This is a genomic window from Pseudomonas laurylsulfatiphila (assembly GCF_002934665.1).
GTDB lineage: Bacteria > Pseudomonadota > Gammaproteobacteria > Pseudomonadales > Pseudomonadaceae > Aquipseudomonas > Aquipseudomonas laurylsulfatiphila.
The window spans coordinates 115,394-140,459 of sequence record NZ_NIRS01000006.1; the positions used below are offsets into that span (position 1 = coordinate 115,394).

General features: G+C 60.9%; 26 protein-coding genes, 1 pseudogene and 1 riboswitch. Of the genes and pseudogenes, 14 read left to right on the top strand and 13 right to left on the bottom strand.

Annotation, left to right across the window (positions count from 1 at the left end):
- Positions 1–51: 51 nt before the first annotated feature.
- The 6 genes from CD175_RS22730 to CD175_RS22755 all read right to left on the bottom strand — a co-directional run bounded on the left by CD175_RS22730 (position 52) and on the right by CD175_RS22755 (position 4,169).
- Positions 52–447, bottom strand: coding sequence for a hypothetical protein (locus CD175_RS22730; protein ID WP_104450534.1), 396 nt, complete (start codon positions 445–447; stop codon positions 52–54).
- 301 nt (positions 448–748) lie between these two features.
- Positions 749–1,081 (bottom strand): hypothetical protein, encoded by a 333-nt coding sequence (locus tag CD175_RS22735; protein WP_240629022.1) that lies wholly within the window; start codon positions 1,079–1,081, stop codon positions 749–751.
- A gap of 182 nt (positions 1,082–1,263) precedes the next feature.
- Entirely contained in the window at positions 1,264–1,797 is a 534-nt protein-coding gene (locus tag CD175_RS22740; protein ID WP_104450535.1) for a hypothetical protein, read from the bottom strand.
- Between the two features lie 200 nt (positions 1,798–1,997).
- Positions 1,998–2,357, bottom strand: coding sequence for a BRO-N domain-containing protein (locus CD175_RS22745; RefSeq protein ID WP_158255666.1), 360 nt, complete (start codon positions 2,355–2,357; stop codon positions 1,998–2,000).
- 66 nt (positions 2,358–2,423) lie between these two features.
- Entirely contained in the window at positions 2,424–2,579 is a 156-nt protein-coding gene (locus CD175_RS22750; RefSeq protein WP_104450537.1) for a YegP family protein, read from the bottom strand.
- A gap of 147 nt (positions 2,580–2,726) precedes the next feature.
- The gene (locus tag CD175_RS22755; RefSeq protein WP_104450538.1) at positions 2,727–4,169 is read right to left on the bottom strand and encodes a tyrosine-type recombinase/integrase; all 1,443 of its coding nucleotides are present in this window, start codon (positions 4,167–4,169) and stop codon (positions 2,727–2,729) included.
- Positions 4,170–4,212: 43 nt separating this feature from the next.
- Between CD175_RS22755 and CD175_RS22760 the strand changes: the two are divergent.
- Positions 4,213–4,404: pseudogene (locus tag CD175_RS22760) on the top strand (L-aspartate oxidase); the annotation flags it as partial.
- Here the strand turns inward: CD175_RS22760 and CD175_RS22765 are convergent.
- Together CD175_RS22765 and CD175_RS22770 are read right to left on the bottom strand one after the other, a co-directional pair.
- A complete protein-coding gene (locus tag CD175_RS22765) occupies positions 4,373–4,825 on the bottom strand; it encodes a protein YgfX (protein ID WP_104450539.1) in 453 nt (150 codons plus the stop codon). The pseudogene CD175_RS22760 and the gene CD175_RS22765 sit on opposite strands and share 32 nt — an antisense overlap.
- Positions 4,809–5,063, bottom strand: a complete 255-nt coding sequence (locus CD175_RS22770) for an FAD assembly factor SdhE (protein WP_007979797.1) — start codon at positions 5,061–5,063, stop codon at positions 4,809–4,811. The genes CD175_RS22765 and CD175_RS22770 overlap by 17 nt, the downstream gene beginning before the upstream one ends.
- A 149-nt stretch (positions 5,064–5,212) precedes the next feature.
- Between CD175_RS22770 and ygfZ the strand changes: the two genes are divergently transcribed.
- Complete coding sequence (gene ygfZ / locus CD175_RS22775) at positions 5,213–6,154, top strand: CAF17-like 4Fe-4S cluster assembly/insertion protein YgfZ (RefSeq protein ID WP_104450540.1); 942 nt, start codon at positions 5,213–5,215, stop codon at positions 6,152–6,154.
- 34 nt (positions 6,155–6,188) lie between these two features.
- Positions 6,189–7,010 (top strand): HDOD domain-containing protein, encoded by an 822-nt coding sequence (locus CD175_RS22780; RefSeq protein WP_104450541.1) that lies wholly within the window; start codon positions 6,189–6,191, stop codon positions 7,008–7,010.
- Between the two features lie 114 nt (positions 7,011–7,124).
- Here the strand turns inward: CD175_RS22780 and CD175_RS22790 are convergent, their stop codons facing one another.
- Positions 7,125–8,513, bottom strand: a complete 1,389-nt coding sequence (locus CD175_RS22790; RefSeq protein ID WP_007979803.1) for a sensor histidine kinase — start codon at positions 8,511–8,513, stop codon at positions 7,125–7,127.
- Entirely contained in the window at positions 8,506–9,177 is a 672-nt protein-coding gene (locus CD175_RS22795) for a response regulator (protein WP_095966275.1), read from the bottom strand. Before CD175_RS22795 ends, CD175_RS22790 begins: the two co-directional genes overlap by 8 nt.
- A gap of 443 nt (positions 9,178–9,620) precedes the next feature.
- On the opposite strand from CD175_RS22795, the gene CD175_RS22800 reads away from it, so the two are divergent.
- From CD175_RS22800 to CD175_RS22815, 4 genes are read left to right on the top strand one after another with little or no spacing between them, the layout of a single operon-like run.
- Positions 9,621–10,598 carry a Bug family tripartite tricarboxylate transporter substrate binding protein gene (locus CD175_RS22800; RefSeq protein WP_104450543.1) on the top strand — a complete coding sequence of 326 codons (978 nt, stop codon included), beginning with the start codon at positions 9,621–9,623 and terminating at the stop codon, positions 10,596–10,598.
- 58 nt (positions 10,599–10,656) lie between these two features.
- On the top strand, positions 10,657–11,115 hold the full coding sequence (locus CD175_RS22805; RefSeq protein ID WP_104450544.1) for a tripartite tricarboxylate transporter TctB family protein: 459 nt from the start codon (positions 10,657–10,659) through the stop codon (positions 11,113–11,115).
- Position 11,116: 1 nt separating this feature from the next.
- Positions 11,117–12,631: a tripartite tricarboxylate transporter permease gene (locus CD175_RS22810; RefSeq protein ID WP_104450545.1), complete on the top strand. Its 1,515-nt coding sequence runs from the start codon at positions 11,117–11,119 to the stop codon at positions 12,629–12,631.
- A complete protein-coding gene (locus CD175_RS22815) occupies positions 12,624–13,658 on the top strand; it encodes an AbrB family transcriptional regulator (protein WP_104450546.1) in 1,035 nt (344 codons plus the stop codon). Before CD175_RS22810 ends, CD175_RS22815 begins: the two co-directional genes overlap by 8 nt.
- A gap of 100 nt (positions 13,659–13,758) precedes the next feature.
- Here the strand turns inward: CD175_RS22815 and ung are convergent, their stop codons facing one another.
- Complete coding sequence (ung, locus tag CD175_RS22820) at positions 13,759–14,451, bottom strand: uracil-DNA glycosylase (protein WP_008050720.1); 693 nt, start codon at positions 14,449–14,451, stop codon at positions 13,759–13,761.
- 132 nt (positions 14,452–14,583) lie between these two features.
- Here ung and CD175_RS22825 point away from each other — a divergent pair, with 132 nt between their 5' ends.
- Positions 14,584–15,696, top strand: a complete 1,113-nt coding sequence (locus CD175_RS22825) for an enoyl-CoA hydratase/isomerase DspII (protein ID WP_104450547.1) — start codon at positions 14,584–14,586, stop codon at positions 15,694–15,696.
- A 52-nt stretch (positions 15,697–15,748) separates the two neighbouring features.
- On the opposite strand, the gene CD175_RS22830 is transcribed toward CD175_RS22825, so the two are convergent.
- Both CD175_RS22830 and CD175_RS22835 read right to left on the bottom strand, forming a co-directional pair.
- Complete coding sequence (locus tag CD175_RS22830; protein WP_104450548.1) at positions 15,749–16,201, bottom strand: hypothetical protein; 453 nt, start codon at positions 16,199–16,201, stop codon at positions 15,749–15,751.
- Between the two features lie 167 nt (positions 16,202–16,368).
- Positions 16,369–16,626 (bottom strand): hypothetical protein, encoded by a 258-nt coding sequence (locus CD175_RS22835; RefSeq protein ID WP_104450549.1) that lies wholly within the window; start codon positions 16,624–16,626, stop codon positions 16,369–16,371.
- Positions 16,627–16,909: 283 nt separating this feature from the next.
- A riboswitch (guanidine-I (ykkC/yxkD leader) is annotated at positions 16,910–17,010 on the top strand.
- Positions 17,011–17,070: 60 nt separating this feature from the next.
- Between CD175_RS22835 and CD175_RS22845 the strand changes: the two genes are divergently transcribed.
- The 6 genes from CD175_RS22845 to uca all read left to right on the top strand — a co-directional run bounded on the left by CD175_RS22845 (position 17,071) and on the right by uca (position 25,056).
- Complete coding sequence (locus CD175_RS22845) at positions 17,071–18,138, top strand: putative urea ABC transporter substrate-binding protein (protein ID WP_104450551.1); 1,068 nt, start codon at positions 17,071–17,073, stop codon at positions 18,136–18,138.
- Between the two features lie 15 nt (positions 18,139–18,153).
- Positions 18,154–18,969 (top strand): ABC transporter permease, encoded by an 816-nt coding sequence (locus tag CD175_RS22850; RefSeq protein WP_104450552.1) that lies wholly within the window; start codon positions 18,154–18,156, stop codon positions 18,967–18,969.
- Positions 18,966–19,754, top strand: a complete 789-nt coding sequence (locus CD175_RS22855; protein ID WP_104450553.1) for an ABC transporter ATP-binding protein — start codon at positions 18,966–18,968, stop codon at positions 19,752–19,754. The genes CD175_RS22850 and CD175_RS22855 overlap by 4 nt, the downstream gene beginning before the upstream one ends.
- A gap of 13 nt (positions 19,755–19,767) precedes the next feature.
- Positions 19,768–20,493 carry an urea amidolyase associated protein UAAP1 gene (locus CD175_RS22860; protein WP_104450554.1) on the top strand — a complete coding sequence of 242 codons (726 nt, stop codon included), beginning with the start codon at positions 19,768–19,770 and terminating at the stop codon, positions 20,491–20,493.
- A gap of 11 nt (positions 20,494–20,504) precedes the next feature.
- Positions 20,505–21,158, top strand: a complete 654-nt coding sequence (locus CD175_RS22865; RefSeq protein WP_104450555.1) for an urea amidolyase associated protein UAAP2 — start codon at positions 20,505–20,507, stop codon at positions 21,156–21,158.
- Positions 21,159–21,423: 265 nt separating this feature from the next.
- Positions 21,424–25,056 (top strand): urea carboxylase, encoded by a 3,633-nt coding sequence (gene uca, locus CD175_RS22870; protein ID WP_104450556.1) that lies wholly within the window; start codon positions 21,424–21,426, stop codon positions 25,054–25,056.
- Positions 25,057–25,066: the final 10 nt, after the last annotated feature.

The following is a 25,066-nucleotide window of genomic DNA, read 5'->3' on the forward strand; positions in this document are numbered from 1 at the left end:
CTGAGGTAGATGGGATTGAAGTGGTGTGTCGAGGACAGGTAAGGAAAAGACTTACCAGCCGGTGTTACGAGACGCCGCACGGACACGCTCGCCTTGGGCTCGAATAGCAGCCGCTTGGGCTTCCTTCTTGGCTTTCGCTTCGGCCAGCTCACGGGGTGTCGATTCACGGAGTCGCTCAGCATGGGCATTGGCTTCTCGCTGAGCTTTCTCACGGGTTTCCTGTTGCTCTCGCTTGGTCAGGAAGTAATCCCGAGCGTCCTCTTGGATGGCCTTCAGGGAGAGACCAGCATTGTTAAAGGCGTCGATGACACCGAACTTTGCGCCGTTGTTACGGCCACACTGAGCCATCAATAAAGGCAGCATGATGTTCTCGACATACTCACGACTTTGGATCTGGCCGCAGATGGTCACTTCGTTCTTCAGGACTTTGGTGATGTTGATTTGCATGGTGGTGGATCTCCTATGAGGTGACCCTTTGATTCGACCTCAGCGCCATAGATGCGCGCACGACCAGACGGCCAAGGAGGGAGCCTCATGGGCATCTACCAAGGTCGAATCAAAAGATTCTGGGTTTGGGTGTTGGTGATGCTGGGTCACAGGACATGGCAAGCCTGAGAGGGCATCGGAAAGGACAACCGTGGCGACGGTCGTTACTGCTTGGGAGGACGACTACAGGAATCTTTTATTTCTGATCGCTGAGTGTCTGGGGCAATAGTGAGGGTAAATAAACGTCAGCTTGACGGCCCCATCAAGTCCTGAGTGAGATCCGCTCAGTTCCCGTCAAGGGAATGCTCAACGGTGTCGCGGAGATGGCCTGAAGGCAGAGACCTTGGGCGACCAGTTCCGATAGCTTCTCGACAATCTTTGAGGGGCACTTCGAGGACACTTCACGAAGCATGGCGTCCATATCAAAGGTGACTGTTCCGGCCTCGTAGGTCCTGAAGGAAGCTCTACGGTTGCTCAAGACACGACGAAGCTCAATCAACGAAAGTCGTAGAGGTTTGCTGAAGACCAGAGACAAGGTGATCAGGTCAGCTTCAGTGAGCTGGGAGTTTGCTGGGCAGGTGATGAAGGTGGTCAAGCGAGTTCTCCTTTGCGATGTTCTTTAAGGTTCCTTTCGAGGAGGGGTGATTATTATCACTACCCCTCTCCTCCATGAGCGGGTCGATGAGCGTTCTGTCATCTGGTCGATCAAGTGTCGATGAACAGGTCGATTCTGTTGGTCCTTCAGGGCTCGTTGAGTTTCTTTTAAGTATGCGGCATTTAATCGGAGGTGCTCTCAGCACCCAGCGTCCTCAGGTCATGGTGCAGCTTTGCGAGGTCTTCAGGACTCGGTGGCTCAAGCTGGTCTTCCCAGTCGTTAGGCCGGGTCGAGTCCCTCAAGAAGCCATAACGCATCTCGTAGCTCAGACCATCGGGTCGGCTCTTAAGAAGGTACGGCATTGCCAATTCAATGGCCTTCACGTAACGCTGCGCTTGTCGAAGACCCAACCTGTATTGAGTCGTTACGGTTGCTGCCGAGACAACCTCAAGTTCCGAAAGGATCGCTACGAGGCGCTTAACGGACAACGGCTTAGATGAACCGCCTACGCCGATAGCTCGGTCATGCCAGTCAAGCCGAGCGATGCCCGCAAGGATGTCCATGGCGAAGGTAGGATATTGGCCGTAGTCAGTGGTCGGCCCGATGAAGCCGTGAAACAGGTTGTTGATGATCTTGGTCGGTCGGCCTCGGCCACGCTTGGTGATGGTTTCAGCGGTGGTGATGGCTTCGTGTTGAGCAGGGTTGTAGCTGGACATTGGATCTCCTCAAAGTTGTGTGGGCAACAGTGAGGGTAAATAACGTCAACGATCCTTCGACCAGTAAACACGTGGCCTTCAGGGCATCTCCGGGAGTCGTCACAGATTGGGCCAGGAACAGCCTTCAGCATCACGACGCTATGTGAAAGCAGCAAGGAGGAAGACCCAGCGAGCCGCTCAGATTTCACGTAGGAGCGCGATCAGGTACGCAGTACCGCTGGGTTGGTGGATTGCTCAGCGTCATACTTGCCGGTCTTGCGGATGGTCGGGAGGACCTCTTCAGCGACCCACTTGCGGAATGGCTCGGAGGCTGGCGCATGACCAGACATGAGCATCCGGTAAACCTCAGGCTCGTTGAACATGACCACGTTGGAGCGCATACGCTTCCCGAAGGTGTCCAGAGGGAGACTGATACATTGATCCTGTACCAGTGTCCCGAGCTGGCGACCGATCTTATGGGCGATGCGGATGTTGCTCACCGAGGACTTAGCGTTCTTGAGACCAGATGCCTCAGCTACCTGAAAGGCCACGAACAACAGGTCATGCTCAGGGTGACCCACGAGGACATCCAGTTCGATGCCCTTGAAAGGGACGCCATGCAGGCCATCCCTCCTTTAAACTGAGCCTTACGACCCCTTGTAACCGTTGCGCTGAGCATTAGCCAAGCAATCGGCACGATTCACATATCCCTGCGATGAGGCACCTACAATGCGCCCATTGGAAGCTGTGCGATTCCAGCGCCACTCGCCAGCATTGTCTTTATAAAAATCCCACTTATCCATGCTCAACTACCTTTTGCTTTGAATTGATAGTGCCAACTTCTTCCGTGTCGGAGAGACAACATGGCCTCACGCTGAACCTTCAACGTGCGGCAACTACATGGGGCCAACTAATGGCCTTTTCAAGGCATATTGCCATCTTTCTAAGGGTTACTTGGTCAGCGCGAACGCCTTTACGAGCGCCTCGGCCATCCGCCCGACTTCCACAGATGCCCCTGCCCCATACAGGTCATAGCTGATCGACCCCGACGAATGCCCAAGGATCGACTCAGCGGTCCCACGAGGAACCTCAGCGGCTTTCATTGCGCCTGCCAATGAGTGACGCAGTGAATGAAAAGTTTGGGTCCGGTCTGCATTCAAGCTCAGGACATCCCGAAGGGTCCCATTGAGCAACACAGAGAACTGACCCGCGCCCAACGTGAACAACTGAGAGTCGGCCTTATCGACAAACTCACGGAATGCCTGAAGGTCGAACCCATAGGCCTCATCGGTCAGCGGTACGACCCTAAGCGCATTCTTGGTCTTGGCTGTCTTGCCATGGTTCCTATTAATGTCGATGACCCAGACACCCCCGACCTGCTTAACGTCAGCCTTGGTTAACTGTCTGAGTTCCTCGATACGGGTCCCAGCGATGACCCCAAGGGACAATGCCCAGCGCTGCCAGGCATCTATAGGGAGCGTCTTGGCATGAGCCATAAGGGCTTTCACCTGATCCTGCGAGAACGCTTCACGAGAGCTATCAGCGCCTTTTGTAGGCTTCAGGCCCTTATCGAAGCTCTTGCTGATGTAGTCGTTATTCACTGCCCAATCCATGACAGTCGATAGCCGGGTCAGTAGTTTCTTCACAGTCGAAGGCTTGCGGTCCTCAAGTAGCTTGTCCCTAAGGTTCTTCATGTCCTCCCGCGTGTGGGTCTTCATGTCCAAGTCACCGAGGACCGCACCGATGGCCTCACAGGACGACTTCACGTCCCGCATGGTGCTGGCCTGAATGTTGTCCTTGCGCTCCTCCATGTAGAGCTCAGAGATGGCCTTGAAGGTCAGCGGCTTAGACGGTAATACAGATAGGGACGGAGACAGGGGCACTGGCGTGCTACATGATTCACCCTTCAGGTCCCTTACGATCTCGACCAGCTTCCCCGACCTGCCCTCCAAGCGCTCTTGAGCGGCCTCAAGGATCTCCAATGCCTTGCTCACGGCTCTTTGTTGATTGACGCTCAGCGGTAGCTTGGCACTGGCCTCACGAAGGGCAACACGCTGCTCATCGTGGATCATCTCGTAAGCCACCAAAGAGCCGTCACCATGGGCCATCGTCAGACAACTCTCAGCAATGTCAACCAAACGCTCCCTTAGCTCATCCCAAGTTGCCGCTGGGTTGTCGAAGTGGAAGGCCTTGAGGGTCTGGAGTATTTCTTGGGAGATGGTCATAGCAGTGGCCTTGTCAGTGGTTCTGAGTGAAAGCGTGAAGAAACCCTTGGTGGCCCCTTGATGGCGAAGGCGAAGGTAATAGCGACCAGACCGACGATAGTGGTACGGCTTGGCGAGGGCAGTTTGTAGCAGGTTTGTCCCACTTTGAGGACGCTGGTTGATGCTCATCGGCTGAAACCCCTGTATCCATTGGGTTTAGCCTCATCGCGTCGAGTTCTACAGCAACTACAAGGTCAGCCGGGATTTGATCGAGCTGCGCAACCTGGCCCAGGTGGCCGAGCTGATGATTCTGTCAGCCATGGAGCGCAAGGAAAGCCGTGGCCTGCATTACACCCTCGACTACCCGGACATGTTGCCGGTCGCGCTGGACACTATTCTGGTGCCGCCCACCTACGTCGGCTGAATTTGAGCCGGACCCGCAGGCGTCGGTGCACATCCGCCGCCTGCGCATCCCGGAGCACGCAAATGGCCCTGACCCGGCGCTCGCCACGCAGACGAAAACGCAAGACCACCACCAACGGCAGCGCCAGGCTGTCCGGCCTCAGCTGCACGGGCTGCCAACCCTTGGCCCGACTCCACAACTGCCAGCCATCGGCATCGCGCCGCAAGCCGCAAAAGGCCTGAGGGTGCGTCAACAGAATCCCCCGGGGCAACAGCCAGACGCCGTGAGCCACGCACAGCACGACGCCGAGCGAGCTGGCCCAGAGCGGAATCGACAATAAAAACAACGAACCCAACGCGAACAGCTGGGCCAGCAGATACGCCGCCAGCAACTGCCGTGAGGCATGCCAGCGGCATTCGAACGAATTACTTGGGCTGGACACGGTCCAGGATCATGCGGACCATGCGTTGCAGCTCGGGATCTTCCGATTCGCTGCGTTCCATGAACCAGCCGAACATGTCCTGATCCTCACACGTCAGCAGTCGGACGTACAACGCGCGATCCACCTCGTTGAGCGTTGCGTAAACCTCTTTCGTGAACGGTACCAGCAACACGTCAAGCTCAAGCATGCCACGGCGGCTGTGCCAAAAGAGGCGGTTCAGTTCAACATCTTCGACCATGGAGCGCTCCTCAAATAGGCCGCAAGTATACAGGCCCGCGCCCGGTCGAACAGTCGGCTTTGGTCGGGCACCGGTGATCCTTTGTGAACTACCCATTTCGAAGGCGGCCCCTTATGATGTCCACCAGACTTTTTACCCTGCGATGACCCATGGCCGATTCTGCTTTTTTCTGCACGCTTTCTCATGAAGGTGTTCTCGCGGTCCGCGGCGCGGATGCCAGCAAATTCCTGCAAGGCCAACTGACCTGCAATCTCAACTACCTGAGCGATTCCCGGGCCAGCCTCGGTGCGCGCTGCACACAGAAAGGCCGGATGCAATCGAGCTTTCGCATCCTGCTCGAAGGTGACGGCGTGGTCCTGGCCATGGCCAGCGAATTGCTCGAACCGCAACTGGCGGACCTGAAAAAATACGCGGTGTTTTCCAAATCGAAACTGACCGACGAAAGTGCCGCCTGGGTCCGCTTCGGCATTGACCATGGCGACGCCGCACTGGCCAGCCTCGGCCTGGACCTGCCGGCAGAAACCGACAGCGTCGTGCGCAGCGATGGACTGATCGCCATCCGTGTTTCGCCGCAACGCGCCGAGTTGTGGGTCACCGCCAGTCAAGCCGATGCGGTCAAAGGCAAGCTGTCGGCCGTGCTGAGCGAAGGTGACCTGAATCAATGGTTGCTGGGCCAGGTCCGTGCCGGGATCGGCCAGGTCATGCCCGGCACCCGCGAGTTGTTCATCCCGCAAATGCTCAACCTGCAAGCGGTCGGTGGTGTGAGCTTCAAGAAAGGTTGCTACACCGGCCAGGAAATCGTCGCGCGCATGCAGTACCTGGGCAAGCTCAAGCGTCGCCTGTATCGCCTGCAACTGGCTGCCGGCGAGCTGCCGGAACCGGGTATGGCGCTGTTCTCCCCGACCCATGGCAGCTCCATCGGCGAAGTTGTGCTGGCTGCCCGCGCCGGGCAAGGCATTGAGCTCCTGGCGGTGTTGCAAGCCGAAGCAGCAGACAGTGGGGACATCCACCTGGGGGCGCTCGAAGGGCCGTCCTTGCAGCTGCTCGACCTGCCTTATGAACTGGACCGCGATCGCGAAATCCAGCAATAACGGCAGCAATTAGCGCGACACCTAGAGAGACTCAATGAGCGAGCTGGCGGAAAAGGTCCAACAGGATTTGGTTGAGGCCATCAATAACGATGACCTGGTTCTGCCAACGTTACCGGAAGTGGCCCTGCAAATTCGCAAGGCCGCGGAAAACCCGGAAGTCAGCGTCAGTACCCTGAGCAAAGTGATCGGCCGTGATACCGCGCTGTCGGCGCGCCTGATCAAAGTGGTCAACAGCCCGCTGTTGCGCGCGACCCAGGAGGTGACCGACCTGCACACCGCGATCACTCGCCTGGGCATCAACTACAGCTGCAACCTGGCGATCGGCCTGGTCATGGAGCAGATTTTCCACGCCCGCTCCGACGTGGTGGAACAGAAAATGCGCGAAGTCTGGCGCAAAAGCCTGGAAATCGCCGGCGTCAGCTATGCCCTGTGCCGCAGCTACACCCGGCTCAAGCCCGACCAGGCCGCCCTTGGCGGGCTGGTGCACCAGATCGGCGTACTGCCTATCCTGACCTACGCCGAAGATCACTATGAACTGCTGTCCGACCCTGTCAGCCTCAACCATGTGATCGACCGGATACATCCGCTGATCGGCGAAAAACTGCTCAAGGTCTGGGACTTTCCCGACATGCTGGTGCAGGTGCCGCAGCTCTACCTGGATTTCAAACGCCAGTCGGCGCAGGTCGACTATGTGGATCTGGTGCAGGTGGCCAGCCTGTATTGCCACAAGGACACCGACCATCCGTTCGCTCGTATTGACCCGTTGAGCGTCCCGGCCTTCATTGCTCTTGGCATCGACATCGACGACGAGGCGATGTGCGCCGACCTGGAAGAAACGCGCACGATGTTTTATTGATCAAGGACTGCTTCGTCCCCATCGCGAGCAGGCTCGCTCCCACATTGGATCTATGCAACGCCACAAATCCCTGTGGGAGCGAGCCTGCTCGCGATGGGGCCAGAACAAGCCCCATCACTCTCCGGCAACAAAACTCACCCGCACCTTCAACCCCGCCCGCTCACCATCGTGCAGGCTGATCTGCGCCAGATGCGCGCGGCAGATCTCGCCGACAATCGCCAATCCCAACCCTGAACCGGCCACTTGCTGATTGCGCCGGTAAAAGCGTTCGAATACCCGGTCGCGCTCCTCAAGAGGAATACCGGGGCCATCATCTTCGACTTCCAGCACGGCGGGCGCCGAGACCCGCAGAATCACGTTGCCGCCCGGCGGCGTGTGAGCCAGTGCGTTATCCACCAGATTGCTCAGCAGTTCGTTCAACAGCGTCGGCTCACCCCGCAACCAGACGGGTTCATCCGCTTCCAGCGCCAGCGCGATGCCGCGTTTGTGGGCCAACGGCGCCATGGCCATGCCCAGCTCCCGAGCCAATTGACTGAGGTCGAGCAACTGCGCGCCCCCCTCGGCAATCGCCCGGGCGCCATTTTCGACCCGTGCCAGGGAAAGCAACTGATTGGCCAGATGGGTCAAGCGGTCAGTGCCCTGGGCGGCGGTCTCCAGCGTGCTGCGCCAGGTATCGGGCTCGGCCGAGCGCATGCCCAGCTCCAGTCGCGCCTTGAGGGCTGCCAATGGCGTGCGCAGTTCGTGGGCGGCATCGGCTATGAATTGCGCCTGTTTCTCGAACTGTCCACGTAGACGCTCGGTAAAGTGATTGAGGGCGCGCACCAGCGGCCACAATTCGCGCTGCACTTCCACCAATGGCAAGGGGCGCAGATCGTCCGGCTGGCGCTCTTCCACCGCCGTGCGCAAGCGCTCCAGCGGGCGCAACGCGGCACTCACCGCAAACCACACCAGCATCAACGCACCGATTGCCAGCATGCCCAGGCGCAGCAAGGTATCCGCCGCCAGACTGCGGGCCATGCTGACGCGCGCTTCATCGGTTTCCGCCACGCGGATTTCCGCCATGCCGTTCATGTTGGGCTCGCTCACGGGCTTGAGCAGGCTCACCACGCGCACGTTCTGCCCGCGGTACTGGGCATTGTAGAAACGCGCCAGTGCCGGGTAGTCATCGGTGCGCGGCGTTCCCGGCGGTGGCGCGGGCAGGTTTTCGTAACCGGAAATCAGCTTCTGATTGATGTCGTTGACCAGGTAGAAAATTCGCCCGGCACTGTCGTAGGCGAAGGTATCGAGGGCCACGTAGGGCACGTCGGCACTCAGGGTGCCGTCGCGCTGGGAAACGCCGGCGGCGATGGTGCGCGCCGAGGCCAGCAAGGTCCGGTCATAGGCCGTGTCGGCGGCTTCACGACCGTTCCAGTAGGCGCTCAACCCGCTGGCCAGCATCAACACCACCAGCAATAGCGCCAGGTTCCACAACAACCGCCAGCGCAAGCTGCTGGGCTTATGCATCGCGACTTTCCAGCAAGTAACCGAGGCCACGGAAGGTCACGATGGCGACCGGCTGGCCATCCAGTTTCTTGCGCAGACGGTGCACGTAGATTTCGATCGCATCGGGACTGGCCTCTTCATCCAGACCGAACACTTGTGACGCCAGTTGCTCCTTGCTCATCACCCGACCGGGGCGCGCGATCAGGGCTTCGAGTACCGCTTGTTCGCGGGAGGTCAGGGTCAGCAATTCATCACCGAGGGTGAAACGCCGGGTTTCCAGGTCATAGGCCAGCACACCACAACGCTGGATACGTTCACCGCCCAGCACACTGCGGCGCAGCAACGCCTTGACCCGGGCTTCAAGTTCGGTCAGTTCGAACGGCTTGGCCAGGTAATCGTCGGCGCCGAGGTTCAGGCCATGGACCCGATCCTTGACGTCGCTGCGGGCGGTCAGCATCAACACCGGCAGGTTCTTGCCCCGCGCCCGCAGGCGCGCCAGCACTTCAAAACCATCCATGCGCGGCAAGCCGACATCGAGAATCGCCATGGCGTATTCCTCGCTGCCCAGCGCCAGGTCGGCGGCCACGCCATCGTGCAGGACGTCCACGGTCAGCCCGGTGCTCTTGAGCGCCTGGGCGACACTTTCGGCGAGCTGCAAATGGTCTTCGACGAGCAGGACACGCATGGATCTATACCTCGTTCAGGGATGGCCGACGCCATTCTTTGGCGCGGAGTTTACAGCCGCAATCACCGCTGTGAAGCCCGAAAAACCGTGAAAGCCCGCTGAAAGGTTAGCGAAAGGTTGGGTCGTTAGAGTCGCCCCACGGATGGTTTCGACTGCCGACCATCGAATCGTAGTTTTGAAAACGTGCTTTGACATGTAACTACCGAAAAACGCCTCGAAGCGTTTTCGCCAATAAGAACAATAAACGAGGTACTGCACCATGCTGTCCACACAGCTTCAGGCTTGCCCGCCCCGCCCTTTCTCTTGCTCCCCGAAGTTTACGCTTGCCCGCGCCGAAGCCGGCTGCCCGTCGCTCGATCCGTGCGGATCCGAACACGCCAGCACCGCGCGAAATCGTCGCACCTGAATCATCCCGAAAAACAAAAACTCCACTGGAGACAAAAATGAATCATTCAATGCGCCGTTTCGCCCTCGCCGCCAGCTGTGTGCTGTTCGCCGGCCAACTCATGGCCGAGCCTAAACGCCCGGAATGCATCGCCCCGGCCTCGCCCGGTGGTGGTTTCGACCTGACCTGCAAACTGGCGCAAAGCGCGCTGATCAACGAAAAACTGCTGACCAAACCGATGCGGGTGACCTACATGCCCGGCGGTGTCGGCGCGGTGGCGTACAACGCGGTGGTCGCCCAGCGTCCGGCCGATGCCGGTACGTTGGTGGCCTGGTCCAGTGGTTCGCTGCTGAACCTGGCCCAAGGCAAGTTCGGTCGTTTCGATGAAAGCAATGTGCGCTGGCTGGCCGCCGTTGGCACCAGCTACGGCGCAATCGCGGTGAAGAGCGATTCGCCCTACAAGACCCTCGACGATCTGGTCCAGGCCCTGAAGAAAGATCCGAGCAAAGTGGTGATCGGTTCCGGCGGCACCGTCGGCAGCCAGGACTGGATGCAGACCGCGCTGATCGCCAAGGCCGCCGGGATCAACCCGCGTGACCTGCGTTACGTTGCCCTCGAAGGTGGCGGCGAGATCGCCACGGCCCTGCTCGGCGGTCATATCCAGGTTGGCAGCACCGACATTTCCGACTCCATGCCACACATCCAGAGCGGTGACATGCGCCTGCTGGCGGTGTTCTCTGACAAGCGTCTGGACGAACCGGAAATGAAGGACATCCCGACCGCCCGCGAACAAGGCTACGACATCGTCTGGCCGGTGGTTCGCGGTTTCTACCTGGGGCCGAAGGTCAGCGACGAGGACTACGCCTGGTGGAAAGATTCCTTCGACAAACTGCTGGCTTCACCGGAGTTCGCCAAGTTGCGCGACCAGCGTGAACTGTTCCCGTTCGCCATGACCGGCCCGGAGCTGGACACCTATGTGAAGAAGCAGGTCGCGGACTACAAAGTGCTGGCCAAAGAGTTCGGCCTGATCCAGTGATCGCCTCTGTCTAGCGGCCGCGACTCCGTTTGGCGGAGTCGCGGCACAGGAGTTCCTCATGCTCTTACAACGCATTTTTGCTTCGGTGCTGTTGCTGGCCTGCCTCAGCCTGGTGGCGATGGCCTGGCCCTACCAGGCACCTTTTTCCTACGAACCGATCGGCCCACGCGCTTTCCCCCTGTTGATGCTGGGGCTGATGGGCCTGGCGCTGGTTTACATGGTGTATCGCCCCTCGCCAATCAAGCACACCGATGAAGATCCGCCGATGGATCGTGAGACGCTGACCAAGATCGGTGTCTGCGTGCTGTTGCTGCTGGTCTTCGCCGGGCTGTTCGAACCGCTGGGTTTTATCCTCAGCAGCATGCTGGTTGGCATTCCAATGGCTCGCCTGTACGGCGGGCGCTGGCTGCCGGGCGCGATCATCATCAGCCTGATGAGCGTCGGCCTGTACCTGCTGTTCGACAAAGTCATGGACGTGCCACTGCCTCTGGGCCTGCTCGACGTTCTGGAGAACTGATATGGATACGCTTGGTTACTTGAGTCACGGCTTCGGCGTCGCACTCACCCCTTACAACCTGGTGACCGCACTCAGCGGCACGCTGATCGGTACGGTCGTCGGCCTGCTTCCGGGACTCGGTCCGATCAATGGCGTGGCGTTGTTGATCCCGATCGCCTTCGCCCTCGGCCTGCCACCGGAGTCGGCGCTGATCCTGCTGGCCGCGGTTTACCTAGGTTGCGAGTATGGCGGTCGTATCAGTTCGATCCTGCTGAACATCCCGGGCGAAGCTTCCACCGTCATGACCACCCTCGATGGCTACCCGATGGCCCGCCAAGGCCTGGCCGGTGTGGCGTTGTCGTTGTCGGCGTGGAGTTCGTTCATCGGCGCCTTCATTGCGACCTGCGGGATGGTCGTGTTCGCACCGATGCTGGCGAAATGGGCGATTGCCTTCGGTCCGGCGGAGTATTTCGTACTGATGGTGTTCGCCATTGTCTGCCTCGGCGGCATGGCGGGTGACCGGCCGCTCAAGACGTTCATCGCGGCGTTGATCGGCCTGTTCCTGTCGACCGTCGGCATTGATGCCAACAGCGGCGTTTACCGTTTCACCGGGGACAACATCCACCTCACCGACGGCATTCAATTCGTGGTCCTGGTGCTGGGTCTGTTTTCCATCAGCGAAATCCTCCTGCTGCTGGAAAAAACCCACCGTGGCCAGGAAGCCTTCCAGGCCACCGGCCGGATGCTGTTCAACTTCAAGGAAGCCGCTTCGGTGTTCTGGGTGAACATGCGTTGCGGTGTGCTCGGTTTCATCATGGGCGTGTTGCCGGGTGCGGGCGCCACACTGGCCAGCGCCGTGGCCTACATGACCGAGAAACGTATCGCCGGCCCAAGCGGAAAATTCGGACAAGGCGACAAGCGTGGCCTGGCTGCACCGGAAACCGCCATTGGCGCAGAAGCGTGCGGTGCACTGGTGCCGATGCTGACACTCGGTGTTCCCGGCTCGGGTACCACGGCCGTGATGATCGGCGCGTTGTCGCTGTACAACATCACGCCGGGCCCACTGCTGTTTCAACAGCAACCGGACATCGTCTGGGGCCTGATCGCGTCGTTGTTCATCGCCAACATCATGCTGGTGATCCTCAATATTCCGATGATCCGGATCTTCACCAAAATCCTGGCCGTACCGAACTGGGCGCTGGTGCCGATGATCGCAATCATCACCGCCATTGGTGTGTACGCCGTGCATGCCACGACCTTCGATCTGTTCCTGATGATCGGCATCGGCATCTTCGGTTACATCCTGCGCAAGCTGGACTTCCCGTTGTCCCCGGTGTTGCTGGGTTTCATCCTCGGTGGCTTGATGGAACAGAACCTGCGTCGGGCGCTGTCGATTTCCAACGGTTCGCTGGATATTCTCTGGTCGAGCGGTATCACCGTCGGTGTCTGGGGGTTGATCGTAGTCATGTTGCTGGTGCCCATTGTGCGCATCTGGCGTAAACGTTCGGTTACCCGGCGCATTATCGCCGATGTCTGATCGAACACCGTTCAAAGCCTGGTGGGGAACCCCGCTGGTCGGCCTGCTGGGCGGTTACCTCGCCAGCCAGGTCGGCTGGCCTTTGCCGTGGATGGTCGGCTCGTTGCTGGCGATCATCCTCGTGCGCTGCCTGACCCCCTGGCAATTGGCCGAAATCCCTGGCGGCCGCAAGTGCGGCCAGTGGATCGTCGGCATCGGTATCGGCCTGCACTTCACCCCGCTGGTGATGGAGCAGGTGCTGAGTCATTTCGGTCTGATCTTCTTCGGGGCGTTGGTCACCAGCCTGTCCGCCGTGGTCGGCGTGTGGCTGATGCGCCGTACCGGTGAAGATCGCGCCACCGCGTTCTTTTCCAGCATGCCCGGCGGTTCCGGGGAGATGGTCAACCTCGGCGCGCGTAATGGTGCGGTGCTCAGCCGTGTGGCGGCGGGGCAAAGTTTGCGGGTGTTGGTGGTGGTGCTGTGCGTACCGGCGGCCTTCAAGTATTTGCTGGGTGACGGTGCGCCGATTGCCCACGCGGGCAGCATCGATTGGCGCTGGCTGGCGGTGCTGTTCCCTGCTGGCGCATTGGCGGCCTGGATCTGGGAACGCCTGCGTCAACCCAACCCCTGGCTGTTCGGGCCGTTGCTGGTCAGTGCGGCGGTCAGCATCGGTTGGGACCTGCACATCGGCTTGCCCAACGGCGGCAGCCAGATCGGCCAGTGGTTGATTGGCAGCGGTCTGGGCTGTCACTTCAACCGGCAGTTTTTCCGGCGTGCACCATCGTTCATGGGCCGCACCTTGATCGGCACGGTGCTGACCATGCTGATTGCGACTGCCGCAGCACTGGGCTTGAGTGCGCTGACCCACCTGGATCTGCGCTCACTGACATTAGGCATGATGCCGGGCGGTATTGCCGAGATGAGCCTGACGGCGGAGACCCTGCAATTGTCGGTGCCGCTGGTGACGGCGATGCAGGTGATGAGGTTGTTGTTTGTGTTGTTTCTGGCGGAGCCGTTGTTCAAGTACTGGAATCGCAATCCGGAGTAAGACCGAATCGACTTCATCGCGAGCAGGCTCGCTCCCACAGGGTTCGCGTGATCCCTGTGGGAGCGAGCCTGCTCGCGAAGGGGCCAGCCCCGTCAACACATCAAACCGGCGGCAACCGCCACTCGATCGGCGTCTCGCCATTCTGCTCCAGAAACTTGTTGGTGCGGCTGAAGTGCCCGCAACCGAGGAAGCCGCGATAGGCGGACAGCGGTGACGGGTGCACCGAGGTCAGCACAAGGTGCTTGGTCGCATCGATCAGCTTCTGCTTGCTCTGCGCATGGGCGCCCCACAGCATGAACACCAGGTGCGGCTGCTGCTGGCTGACCACTTCAATGACCCGATCGGTGAAAAACTGCCAGCCCTTGTCCTTGTGGGCATTGGCGTTGGCGCGCTCGACGGTCATGGTGGTGTTGAGCATCAGCACGCCCTGATCCGCCCAGCTCTGCAGATAGCCATGGTTGGGGATGTCGATGTTCAGGTCGCGCTTGAGCTCTTTATAGATGTTCACCAGCGACGGTGGCGCCGGCACGCCGGGTTGCACCGAGAAGCACAAACCGTGGGCCTGGCCCGGGCCGTGATACGGATCCTGACCGAGGATCACCACCTTGACCTTGTCCAGCGGCGTGGAATTGAGCGCGTTGAAAATCATCGGCCCCGGTGGATAGATCTCCTTGCCGGCCGCCCGCTCCTGTTGCAGGAAATTTCGCAACTCTGCCATGTAAGGCTGGTCGAATTCGGCACGCAGTGCCTCCTTCCAGCCCGGTTCGAGTTTGATACGGTCGTCAGCAGTCATGGTTACATCCGGCAAAAACAATGGGGCGAACCCTAGGAAAGCTCACCACGCTTGTCAATTGATCTGATGCAGATCCGGCACTTTCCCACATAGCGATCATACTTAACCCTCAAATTCCCGATCGAGGTCACGATGAATCTGCACATCGAAGAACTCACCGGCACCGACGGCGCACGCATCGGCATCGCCAGCCTGGACGCCGAAAAATCCCTGAACGCCCTGTCCCTGCCGATGATCAACGCCCTGCGCGACCGCATGGAAGCCTGGGCCAAGGACCCGCAGATCGTCTGCGTCCTGTTGCGCGGTAACGGCCCCAAGGCTTTTTGCGCCGGCGGTGAGGTTCGCAGCCTGGTGGAAGCCTGTCGCGTCCATCCGGGGGAAGTACCGCCACTGGCTGCGCAGTTTTTTGCGGCGGAGTATCGCCTGGACTTCAAACTGCACACCTACCCCAAGCCGTTGATCTGCTGGGGGCACGGCTATGTGCTCGGCGGCGGCATGGGACTGTTGCAAGGAGCGAGCACCCGTATCGTCACGCCGAGCAGCCGCCTGGCCATGCCGGAGATCAGCATCGGCCTCTACCCGGATGTTGGCGCCAGTTGGTTCCTGTCGCGCCTGCCCGGCAAGCTCGGGTTGTTCCTGGGACTGACTGGCGCGCACATGAACGGCCGGGATGCCATCGATCTGGACCTGGCGGATCGTTTTATGCTCGATGAGCAGCAGCCGGAGTTGATCGAAGGCCTGCTGCAATTGAACTGGCAGGAACAGACACCCATGCAACTCAACAGCCTGCTCAAGGCCTTGCAGCAGGAAGCCGTGGCACAGATGCCCGACGCCCAGTGGCTGCCGCGCCGTCGGCAGATCGACGAGCTACTGGATGTCAGCGATGTGCGTTGCGCCTGGAAGGCCATCAGCGCCCTGCGCGACCACAGCGACCTGTTGCTCAGCCGCGCGGCCAGGACCCTGAGTGAAGGCGCGCCGTTGACCGCCCATCTGGTATGGGAACAGATCATCCGGGCCCGACACCTGTCGCTGGCCGAAGTCTTCCAGATGGAATACACCCTGAGCCTCAATTGCTGTCGTCATCCGGAATTCAGCGAAGGCGTACGTGCGCGGTTGATCGACAAGGACCAGAAGCCGCACTGGCACTGGCCAGACATCAACAACGTGCCGGACGCGGTGGTCGAGGCGCATTTTCACAAGGCCTGGGAAGGTCGGCATCCGCTGGCGGATTTGTCCGAATACTGAACAAACTGTGGGAGCGAGCCTGCTCCCACAGGTTTGGCATTTGACTGGCTGATTAGCGGTGGCCGCCCCGTCCGTTGTGATCGCCACGCCCACCACGATTGCTGCGCCCATCGTGACCGCGATAGTCATTGTTCCAGCCTCCGCGGTTACGGCCGTCCCAGCCATGGTTCTGATGCGCACGGTAGTCGCCCCGCGACGGCTGATAATAACGAGGGGCCGCCTGGTAATGGCGCGACGGTTGATACATCCGTGGCTGTGAGTAATAACGCGGTGTCGGCTGGTAATACCGCGCTGGAGGCATGTAGTACCGGGGCGGCGGTGTGTAGTAACCGCCACCATTGGAGTAGTAGGAACTCCCTCCGGCGTAATAGGTTGGCGATGGCGAGGTATAGACCTCGGAACTGTAGTAACTGCCTCCTTCATCGTAGTAAGGCACGCACCCACCCAGTGACAATCCCAATACAGCAAGCAGAAGAATTTGCCGCAGCATTTTTTGACAGAGCATGGCGGCCTCCTGGACCGCGGGTGAGCCACACCAGCGACGCTGGCAGGCGACAGTCAAATGTTCGCTGACTGTCGAAAGATCAGACACCGAATTCGGAATCTGGTGCGTTCCTGAAACAAGTAGAAACATCTGCCCGATGAAAGGTTTTTCATCTATTCACGCCCTGATTAACGGTGCCCACCGCGATATCCACCACCGTGATGTCCACCGCCGTAATACCCGTGGCCACGGTAGTAACCATGCCCACCGTAGTAATAGGAGCGATAACCACCGTAATAACGCGGACCGTAGTAACCGTAGTAATAGGGCGAGTAGTAACCGGGGTAGTAATAAGATCCCCCGTAGACGTCGGCAGGACCGTCGTAGTAGTAGCAGCCAGACAGTCCGAGACCGAGCACTGCCCCCAACAACAATCGACGTAACATGGCGGCCTCCGTAAAGACCTGTGACAGCAGTCGGCACACACCGACTGACATCTGTTTTGACTGGCAATCCCCTGCCAAGTGCGATGTTGCACCCACCTTCTGATCAGCGGCGGACAGGGTCCAATGCGGTGCACCCGCGCACCATCACAAGGCAGTGCGCCCCTCCCATCAACACCGTCGACCTCCCTGTCCCCCACGCTAGAGCGCTCGGGCCAACTTGGCACGCCTCTCGCTTTAACAACCCCGTGCAGGAGTCACTACAGGTTCGCGGCACCACAATTTGCAAATGGCTGACTAGGGTTCCGGCTCGCAATCGCGAGTGACTGGTCCGAGAGTTGGCGACCTCCAGTTGAGGTTACACGGCGGGACAAAAGCCCGGGAGACAAGCCACCGTTAGCGGTGCCGCTGCCGTCCTGTGCGTCCTTGATCAACTGGAGAACCACCATGTCCCAGCTTCGTTTACCCGCCTTGCTCGCCGCTGCGTTCGCCGCCCTCGTGAGCCTCTCGTCCCAGGCTGCCCAGAAAGACCACTTCAGCGTGTGCTGGACCATTTACGCCGGCTGGATGCCGTGGGAGTACGCCGGCAGCCAGGGCATCGTCGACAAATGGGCGAAAAAGTACGGCATCCAGATCGATGTGGTGCAGCTCAATGACTATGTCGAATCGATCAACCAGTACACCGCCGGCCAGTTCGACGGCTGCACCATGACCAACATGGACGCGCTGACCATTCCGGCCGCCGGCGGCGTCGACAGCACCGCGCTGATCGTCAGCGATTTCTCCAACGGCAACGACGGCATCGTGCTCAAGGGCGAAGGCAAGAAGGTCGCCGACCTCAAGGGCATGGACGTCAACCTGGTGGAGCTCTCGGTCTCCCATTACCTGCTGGCCCGGGCCCTGGACTCGGTGGACCTCACCGAGAAAGACCTGAAAGTGGTCAACACCTCCGACGCCGACATCTCGGCCGCCTTCAACACCGAACAGGTCAGCGCCGTCACCACCTGGAACCCGATGCTCTCGGACATCAAGGCCAAGCCCGCGGTGACTGAAGTGTTCAACTCCAGCCAGATCCCCGGCGAAATCATGGACATGATGGTGGTCAACTCCGAGACCCTCAAAGACAACCCGGCCTTGGGCAAAGCTCTGACCGGCGCGTGGTTCGAAGTGGTCGAGCTGATGAACGCGAAAAACGCCGCCGGCAAAACCGCACTGGAACACATGGCCAAAGCCTCGGGCACCGATCTGGCCGGTTTCCAGGCGCAACTGGACACCACCAAGTTGTTCGCCACGCCCAAGGAAGCCCTGGCATTCAGCACCAGCAAGCAATTGCCGGAAACCATGCGCAAGGTCGCCGAATTTTCCTTCCAGCACGGCTTGCTCGGCGAAGGCGCCAAGGACACCAGCGCGGTCGGCATGGCCTTCGCCAACGGCGTGACCAGCGGCGACAAAGGCAACCTCAAGCTGCGTTTCGACCCGAGCTACGTGCAGCTGGCTGCCGACGCCAAGTTGTAAACAGAGGACTTGGCCATGCGCCTGATCAATCGCCACCCGGATCGCCCGAGTCGCCTGTTGTTGGTGATCCTGCCGTTCGCCCTGGTGCTGTTCGCCTATCTCATGGGCTCGGCCGAGCGACTGGCAGACAACCCCAACGACAAGCTGCTGCCCAGCGCCGTGCAGATGACCGATGCGGTGAAACGCCTGGCCTTCGTGGCCGACACCCGCACCGGCGAATACCTGCTCTGGCAGGACACGGCCTCCAGCCTGCAACGCTTGGCTATCGGCCTGGGCATCAGCGCCCTGGCCGGGCTGTGCCTGGGCATCGCCGCCGGCACCCTGCCGCTGTTCGGTGCGCCGTTGTCACCCCTGCTGACCGTGCTGTCGATGGTGCCGCCGCTGGCGATCCTGCCGATCCTGTTCATCGTCTTCGGCCTGGGGGAATTGTCGAAAGTGATGCTGATCGTCATCGGCATCACCCCGGCGCTGGCCCGGGACCTGGAACAGCGTGCCCGGGAAATTCCCGTGGAACTGCTGATCAAGGCCCAGACCCTCGGCGCCTCCACCTGGACCCTGATGCTGCGGGTGGTGCTGCCGCAACTGTTGCCACGGCTGTTGATCTCGCTGCGCTTGATGCTCGGTTCGGCGTGGCTGTTCCTGATCGCCGCCGAAGCCATTGCCTCCACTGATGGTCTCGGCTACCGGATCTTCCTGGTGCGTCGCTACCTGGCGATGGACGTGATCTTGCCCTACGTGGTGTGGATCACCCTGCTCGCCTGGCTAATGGATTGGGGCCTTAAACACCTGACCCGGCGTGCGTTCCCCTGGTATGAGGGGGCCGCCAAATGAGCTTCATCAGCGTTAAAAACGTCTGGCAGCAATACGCCGATCAGGTGGTGCTTGAAGGCCTCAACCTGAACGTCAACGAGGGTGAGTTCTGCACTCTGGTGGGTGCGTCCGGCTGCGGCAAATCGACCTTCCTGCGCCTGTTGCTCGGTCAGGAACGCGCCAGTCGCGGCGAGATCCTGCTCGACGGCCAGCCCTTGGCCGGTGAACCGGATGCCAGCCGTGGCGTGGTGTTCCAGCGCTACTCGGTGTTCCCGCACCTGAGCGTGTTGGACAACGTCGCCCTCGGCCTCGAACTGCCTCGTTCGCCCTTGCTCGGGCGCCGGTTCGGCAGTGCGAAAAAAGAGGCCCGCGAACAGGCCTCGGTGCTGCTGCACAAGGTCGGCCTCGGCCATTCGCTGGACAAGTACCCGGCGCAGCTCTCCGGCGGCATGCAACAACGGCTGGCTATCGCCCAGGCGCTGATCATGAAGCCGCGGGTGTTGCTGCTCGACGAACCCTTCGGCGCCCTCGATCCGGGCATCCGCAAAGACATGCACGCCTTGCTCCTGGAGCTGTGGCGCGAGACCCGGCTGACGGTGTTCATGGTCACCCACGACCTGTCCGAAGGTTTCAGCCTCGGTACGCGCCTGCTGGTGTTCGACAAGGTCCGTCTCGACCCGCATGCGCCCGGTCGCTATGGCGCACGCATCACCTACGACATCCCTTTGAACAGCGACCGCCGCGCCCAGTGCAAAGCCGTCGACGCCCTGCCGCTGCCGGTGGCGGGCACGCTTCGTATCGCTTAGAGGATTTTTCACAATGACTGATTCGACCCAACTGTTCCCACCCTTCGCCGAAGAAATGCTCCCCGGTGGCGGCCATCGTTCCTTCGTGCTCAAGCGCGGCCAATTGCTGCGCCTGACCGACCTGCGCGGCGGCGCCAACGTCAGCCTGACACTGCTCAACGCCAACGAAAAAACCGAGCGCCTTAACCTGCCCGACAGCCTCAAATGCCAACACACCGCCAAGCTCACCGCCGGCCACTGCCTGTACTCGGACATGGGCCGCGTGCTGGCCGCCATCACCGCCGACACCTGCGGCTGGAGCGACAGCCTGGGCGGCGTGCTCTGCGCTGAAGAAGTCGCAGAAAAGTACGGTGCGGGCCGCTACCAGGAACTGCGCAACGGCTTCTTCCGCAACGGCACCGACAACCTGCTGGTGGAACTGGGCAAGTGGGGACTGGGCCTGTCCGACCTGCTGATGACCCTCAACCTGTTCAGCCGCGTGAACGTCGATGACGCCGGGCGCTTCCATTTCGTCGAGGGCAATTCCAAGGCTGGCGACTACATCGAGTTGTACGCACCGATGGACACCCTGGTGGTGCTCACCGCCCTGCAGCACCCAATGGATCCATCGCTGGAATATGCACCGAAACCGCTGAAACTCAGCTGGATGAACGCCGACGCCAGCGTCGCCGAACACTGCCGCACCTCGCGCCCGGAAAACGAGCGCGGCTTCATCAATACCGACCGTCTGTTCGCCTGAGGATCGCTGCCATGTCACTCGCAATCGCCACCGCTGCCGTTCACACAAGCAGGCAAACAGACACCGCGATCTACCGCGCCACCATCCCCGCCGGCGAACCCTGGCTGATGGAGGTCAAGGCCGGCCAGACCCTGCGCATCCTCGATCTGGAAGGCAATCAGGCCGTCGACACCTTGTTCTACAGCGTCGCCAACCCCAAGGAACGCTACGACGTGCAGCGCACGTTGCGCCGGCAGAACAGCGTGTACCTGAGCACCGGCAGCGTGCTGTATTCCAACCTCGGCAAACCAATGCTGACCATCGTCGCCGACACTTGCGGACGTCACGACACCCTCGGCGGCGCCTGTGCGCAAGAGAGCAACACCGTGCGCTACGCCCTGGAGAAGCGCTACATGCACAGCTGCCGCGACAACTACCTGCGGGCCTGTGTCCACGACGGACGCCTGGGCAAGGGCGACATCGGGCCGAACATCAACTTCTTCATGAACGTGCCGGTCACCGCCGACGGCGGCTTGACGTTCGAAGACGGGATTTCCGCGCCGGGCAAGTACGTCGACCTGCGCGCCGAGATGGACGTGATCGTGCTGATCTCCAACTGCCCGCAACTGAACAACCCGTGCAACGCCTACAACCCCACCCCTGCGGAGCTGCTGGTATGGAACTGAAACTCGCGCGCTTGCGCCGCTGGCTGTTCACCCTGTGCCAGGCCCGCTCCGGCCAATGCATTAAATAACCACCCTGTAGGAGCTGCCGCAGGCTGCGATCTTTTGATCCTGATCTTAAAAACAAAATCAAAAGATCGCAGCCTTCGGCAGCTCCTACAGGGGGGCGTTTCAGTCATCCGGGACGGCCCGGGTGCATTTCGAAAAACTGCGGGACGGCCCGCATCCCAGTCGAGGCTGATGCGCAATCGCCTCCGGGGGTTATGCCATGTTCGAAAAAGTCCTGATTGCCAACCGTGGCGCCATTGCTTGCCGCATCCTGCGGACCTTGCGTGAACTGCACGTGCAGGGTGTCGCCGTTTACTCCGAAGCCGACGCGGCCAGCCTGCACATCCTGCAGGCCGACGAGGCGCACAGCCTCGGTGAAGGCGCGGCCGCCGGCACGTACCTGGCGGTCGATAAAATCCTCGCCATTGCCAAAGCCAGCGGCGCCACCGCGGTCCATCCCGGTTACGGCTTCCTCTCGGAAAACGCCACATTCGCCGAAGCCTGCGAAGCCGCCGACATCGCCTTCATCGGCCCGACACCGGAACAACTGCGGGTGTTCGGCCTCAAGCACACCGCCCGCGCCCTGGCCAGGCAACAGGGTGTGCCCATGCTTGAAGGCACCGAGTTGCTCGAGAGCCTCGACGCAGCAATGATCGCCGGTGAACAGGTCGGCTACCCGGTGATGCTCAAGAGCACCGCCGGCGGTGGCGGCATCGGCATGCGCGTGTGCCGCAGCGCGGCCGAGTTGAGCGAATCCTTCGAAGCGGTCAAACGCCTGGGCCAGAACAATTTCAGCGATGCCGGGGTGTTCATCGAGAAGTACATCCAGCGCGCCCGTCACCTGGAAGTGCAGGTGTTCGGCGACGGTCACGGCGAAGTGATCGCCCTTGGCGTACGCGACTGTTCGGTGCAGCGTCGCAACCAGAAAGTCCTCGAGGAAACCCCGGCACCGAACCTGCCCGAAGGCATGGCCGATGAACTGTGCGCGGCGGCGATCAAACTGGCCAAAGCGGTGAACTACCGTAGCGCCGGCACCGTGGAGTTCGTTTTCGACAGCGAAGCCCAGCGCTTCTATTTTCTGGAAGTGAACACCCGTTTGCAGGTGGAACACGGCGTCACCGAACAGGTGTGGGGCGTCGACCTGGTGCGCTGGATGGTGCAACTGGCGGCCGGTGAGCTGCCGCCGCTGAGCGATCTGGTACAGGGTTTGAAGCCGCAGGGTCATGCGATTCAGGCGCGGTTGTATGCCGAGGATCCGGGGCGCGATTTCCAGCCAAGCCCTGGTTTGCTCACAGCGGTGAATTTCCCTGACGCCGATGGCAAACGACTGCGCATCGACACCTGGGTCGAAGCGGGTTGCGAGATCCCGCCCTACTTCGACCCGATGATCGCCAAGGTCATCAGTTGGGCGCCGACGCGCGAAGAGGCTACTGAGGATCTGCATCAGGCACTGGGCGCCAGCTTGCTCTATGGCGTGGAAACCAACCGCGATTACCTGCGGCAGATCCTGCTGGATGCGCCTTTCGCCAGCGGCCAGCCGTGGACCCGTTGCCTGGAAGGCCTGGTGTATCGGGCCAACACGTTCGAGGTACTCAGCGCCGGTACGCAAACCAGTGTTCAGGATTATCCGGGGCGCCTCGGTTACTGGGCGGTCGGCGTGCCGCCTTCAGGGCCGATGGACAGTCGGGCGCTGCGCCTGGGTAACCGTTTTCTTGGCAATGACGAAGGCGCGGCGGCGCTGGAAATCACCATGAGTGGGCCGTTGCTGCGCTTCAATTGCGAGGCGGTGGTGGCGGTGACCGGGGCGGTGATTCCATTGCTGCTCGACGGTCAAAGCGTGCCGATGAACACTGCGCTGGTGGTTCCGGCAGGCGCCAGCTTGAGCCTCGGCACCATCGCCGGCGCTGGCGCGCGCAGCTATCTGTGCCTGCGTGGCGGCCTGCAGGTACCGGAGTATCTGGGCAGCAAAAGCACCTTCACCCTGGGACAATTTGGCGGACACGGTGGTCGCGCCTTGCGGGCCGGTGACGTGTTGCACCTGCCAGCGCTGAATGACCGCAGCGCCGGTCAGCAACTGGCTGAAGAGCAGGTCACCGAGTTGCCGGCGGTTCGGCAGATTCGCGTGATCTACGGCCCCCACGGTGCGCCGGAATACTTCACCGAAAACTACATCGGCACCTTCTTCGCCACCCAGTGGGAAGTGCATTTCAACTCCAGCCGCACCGGTGTGCGCCTGATCGGGCCGAAGCCGGAATGGGTGCGTTCCGATGGTGGGGAGGCGGGTTTGCATCCGTCGAACATTCACGACAATCCGTATGCGATTGGTGCGGTGGATTTCACCGGTGACATGCCGGTCATCCTCGGCCCGGATGGCCCTAGCCTTGGCGGGTTCGTGTGCCCGGTGACGGTGATCGAAGCGGATCTTTGGCAGTTGGGGCAGCTCAAGGCGGGGGACAAGGTGCAGTTCTCCCCCATCGACATCAAGACCGCCCGCGATCTCGCCCGCAAATGGGATACCTGTGGGAGCTGGCTTGCCAGCGATGGTGCCCGATCAGACACCGCATCAACTTCATCGCTGGCAAGCCAGCTCCTACAGGGGGTTGTGTCGCCTGTGGTGCTGGATATCGGTCAGGGAGATACGCGGCTGGTTGCACGGCTGTCGGGTGACACACATCTGCTCCTTGAAATCGGCGCCCCCGAACTCGACCTGGTCCTGCGCTTCCGCGCCCACGCCCTCATGCAGGCCCTGGAAAGCCAACACCTGCACGGCGTGATCGACCTGACGCCAGGCATCCGCTCACTGCAAGTCCACTACCAACCCGAACAACTGCCACTGGCCGACCTGCTCGGCATCGTCGCCGGCGAATGGGACGCCGTGTGCGCCGCCAAAGACCTGCAAGTGCCCTCGCGCATCGTCCATCTGCCACTGTCCTGGGATGACCCCGCGTGCCAGTTGGCCATCGAGAAATACATGACCACGGTGCGCAAGGACGCGCCATGGTGCCCGAGCAACCTGGAGTTCATCCGCCGCATCAACGACCTGCCGAACCTCGATGAAGTGCAACGCACGGTGTTCGACGCCAGTTACCTGGTGATGGGCCTGGGCGACGTTTACCTCGGCGCACCGGTCGCCACCCCGCTCGATCCGCGCCATCGTCTGGTCACGACCAAGTACAACCCGGCGCGCACCTGGACCGCGGAAAACTCGGTGGGCATCGGTGGTGCGTACATGTGCGTCTACGGCATGGAAGGCCCCGGCGGTTATCAGTTTGTCGGACGCACGCTACAGATGTGGAACCGCTACCGCGAAGTCGCCGCGTTCGATGGCAAACCGTGGTTGCTGCGGTTTTTCGACCAGATCCGTTTCTACCCGGTCAGCGCCGATGAACTGCTGCGCATTCGCCGGGATTTCCCCCTCGGACGCTTCGACCTGAACATCGAGCACAGTCAGTTGAACCTGGCGGATTACCAGGCGTTTCTGACGCAGGAGGCCGAGACCATCGGCGCGTTTCGCGAGCAGCAAAAAGGCGCATTCAATGCCGAGCGTGAACGCTGGATCGCCAGCGGCCAGGCGCATTTCGACAGTGAGGAACTGGTCCCGGAGACGACCGATGAGGCGCCGCTGGCCAGCGGTCAACAGAGCGTCGACAGCCACATCGCCGGCAACCTCTGGCAGGTCCAGGTCGAGGCCGGCAAGCGCGTCACGGCCGGTGATGTACTAGTGATCCTGGAGTCGATGAAGATGGAAATCCCCCTGCTCGCCCCCATGGCCGGCGTGGTGCGCGAGGTGCGCGTGCAACCGGGTTCGGCGGTGCGCGCCGGACAGCGCGTCGTGGTGCTGGAACTCGACTGAACCCATTTTG

Coding starts and splice junctions, on each gene's coding strand:
- CD175_RS22770 (WP_007979797.1), bottom strand. CDS start 5,063: ATGGTCGAAGATGTTGAACTGAACCGCCTCTTTTGGCACAGCCGCCGT.
- CD175_RS22790 (WP_007979803.1), bottom strand. CDS start 8,513: ATGCATAAGCCCAGCAGCTTGCGCTGGCGGTTGTTGTGGAACCTGGCG.
- CD175_RS22845 (WP_104450551.1), top strand. CDS start 17,071: ATGTCCCAGCTTCGTTTACCCGCCTTGCTCGCCGCTGCGTTCGCCGCC.
- CD175_RS22825 (WP_104450547.1), top strand. CDS start 14,584: ATGAATCTGCACATCGAAGAACTCACCGGCACCGACGGCGCACGCATC.
- CD175_RS22860 (WP_104450554.1), top strand. CDS start 19,768: ATGACTGATTCGACCCAACTGTTCCCACCCTTCGCCGAAGAAATGCTC.
- CD175_RS22835 (WP_104450549.1), bottom strand. CDS start 16,626: ATGTTACGTCGATTGTTGTTGGGGGCAGTGCTCGGTCTCGGACTGTCT.
- CD175_RS22805 (WP_104450544.1), top strand. CDS start 10,657: ATGCTCTTACAACGCATTTTTGCTTCGGTGCTGTTGCTGGCCTGCCTC.
- ung (WP_008050720.1), bottom strand. CDS start 14,451: ATGACTGCTGACGACCGTATCAAACTCGAACCGGGCTGGAAGGAGGCA.
- CD175_RS22800 (WP_104450543.1), top strand. CDS start 9,621: ATGAATCATTCAATGCGCCGTTTCGCCCTCGCCGCCAGCTGTGTGCTG.
- CD175_RS22815 (WP_104450546.1), top strand. CDS start 12,624: ATGTCTGATCGAACACCGTTCAAAGCCTGGTGGGGAACCCCGCTGGTC.
- CD175_RS22755 (WP_104450538.1), bottom strand. CDS start 4,169: ATGAGCATCAACCAGCGTCCTCAAAGTGGGACAAACCTGCTACAAACT.
- CD175_RS22730 (WP_104450534.1), bottom strand. CDS start 447: ATGCAAATCAACATCACCAAAGTCCTGAAGAACGAAGTGACCATCTGC.
- CD175_RS22810 (WP_104450545.1), top strand. CDS start 11,117: ATGGATACGCTTGGTTACTTGAGTCACGGCTTCGGCGTCGCACTCACC.
- CD175_RS22780 (WP_104450541.1), top strand. CDS start 6,189: ATGAGCGAGCTGGCGGAAAAGGTCCAACAGGATTTGGTTGAGGCCATC.
- CD175_RS22795 (WP_095966275.1), bottom strand. CDS start 9,177: ATGCGTGTCCTGCTCGTCGAAGACCATTTGCAGCTCGCCGAAAGTGTC.
- CD175_RS22855 (WP_104450553.1), top strand. CDS start 18,966: ATGAGCTTCATCAGCGTTAAAAACGTCTGGCAGCAATACGCCGATCAG.
- CD175_RS22750 (WP_104450537.1), bottom strand. CDS start 2,579: ATGGATAAGTGGGATTTTTATAAAGACAATGCTGGCGAGTGGCGCTGG.
- CD175_RS22740 (WP_104450535.1), bottom strand. CDS start 1,797: ATGTCCAGCTACAACCCTGCTCAACACGAAGCCATCACCACCGCTGAA.
- CD175_RS22850 (WP_104450552.1), top strand. CDS start 18,154: ATGCGCCTGATCAATCGCCACCCGGATCGCCCGAGTCGCCTGTTGTTG.
- CD175_RS22865 (WP_104450555.1), top strand. CDS start 20,505: ATGTCACTCGCAATCGCCACCGCTGCCGTTCACACAAGCAGGCAAACA.
- uca (WP_104450556.1), top strand. CDS start 21,424: ATGTTCGAAAAAGTCCTGATTGCCAACCGTGGCGCCATTGCTTGCCGC.
- CD175_RS22830 (WP_104450548.1), bottom strand. CDS start 16,201: ATGCTCTGTCAAAAAATGCTGCGGCAAATTCTTCTGCTTGCTGTATTG.
- ygfZ (WP_104450540.1), top strand. CDS start 5,213: ATGGCCGATTCTGCTTTTTTCTGCACGCTTTCTCATGAAGGTGTTCTC.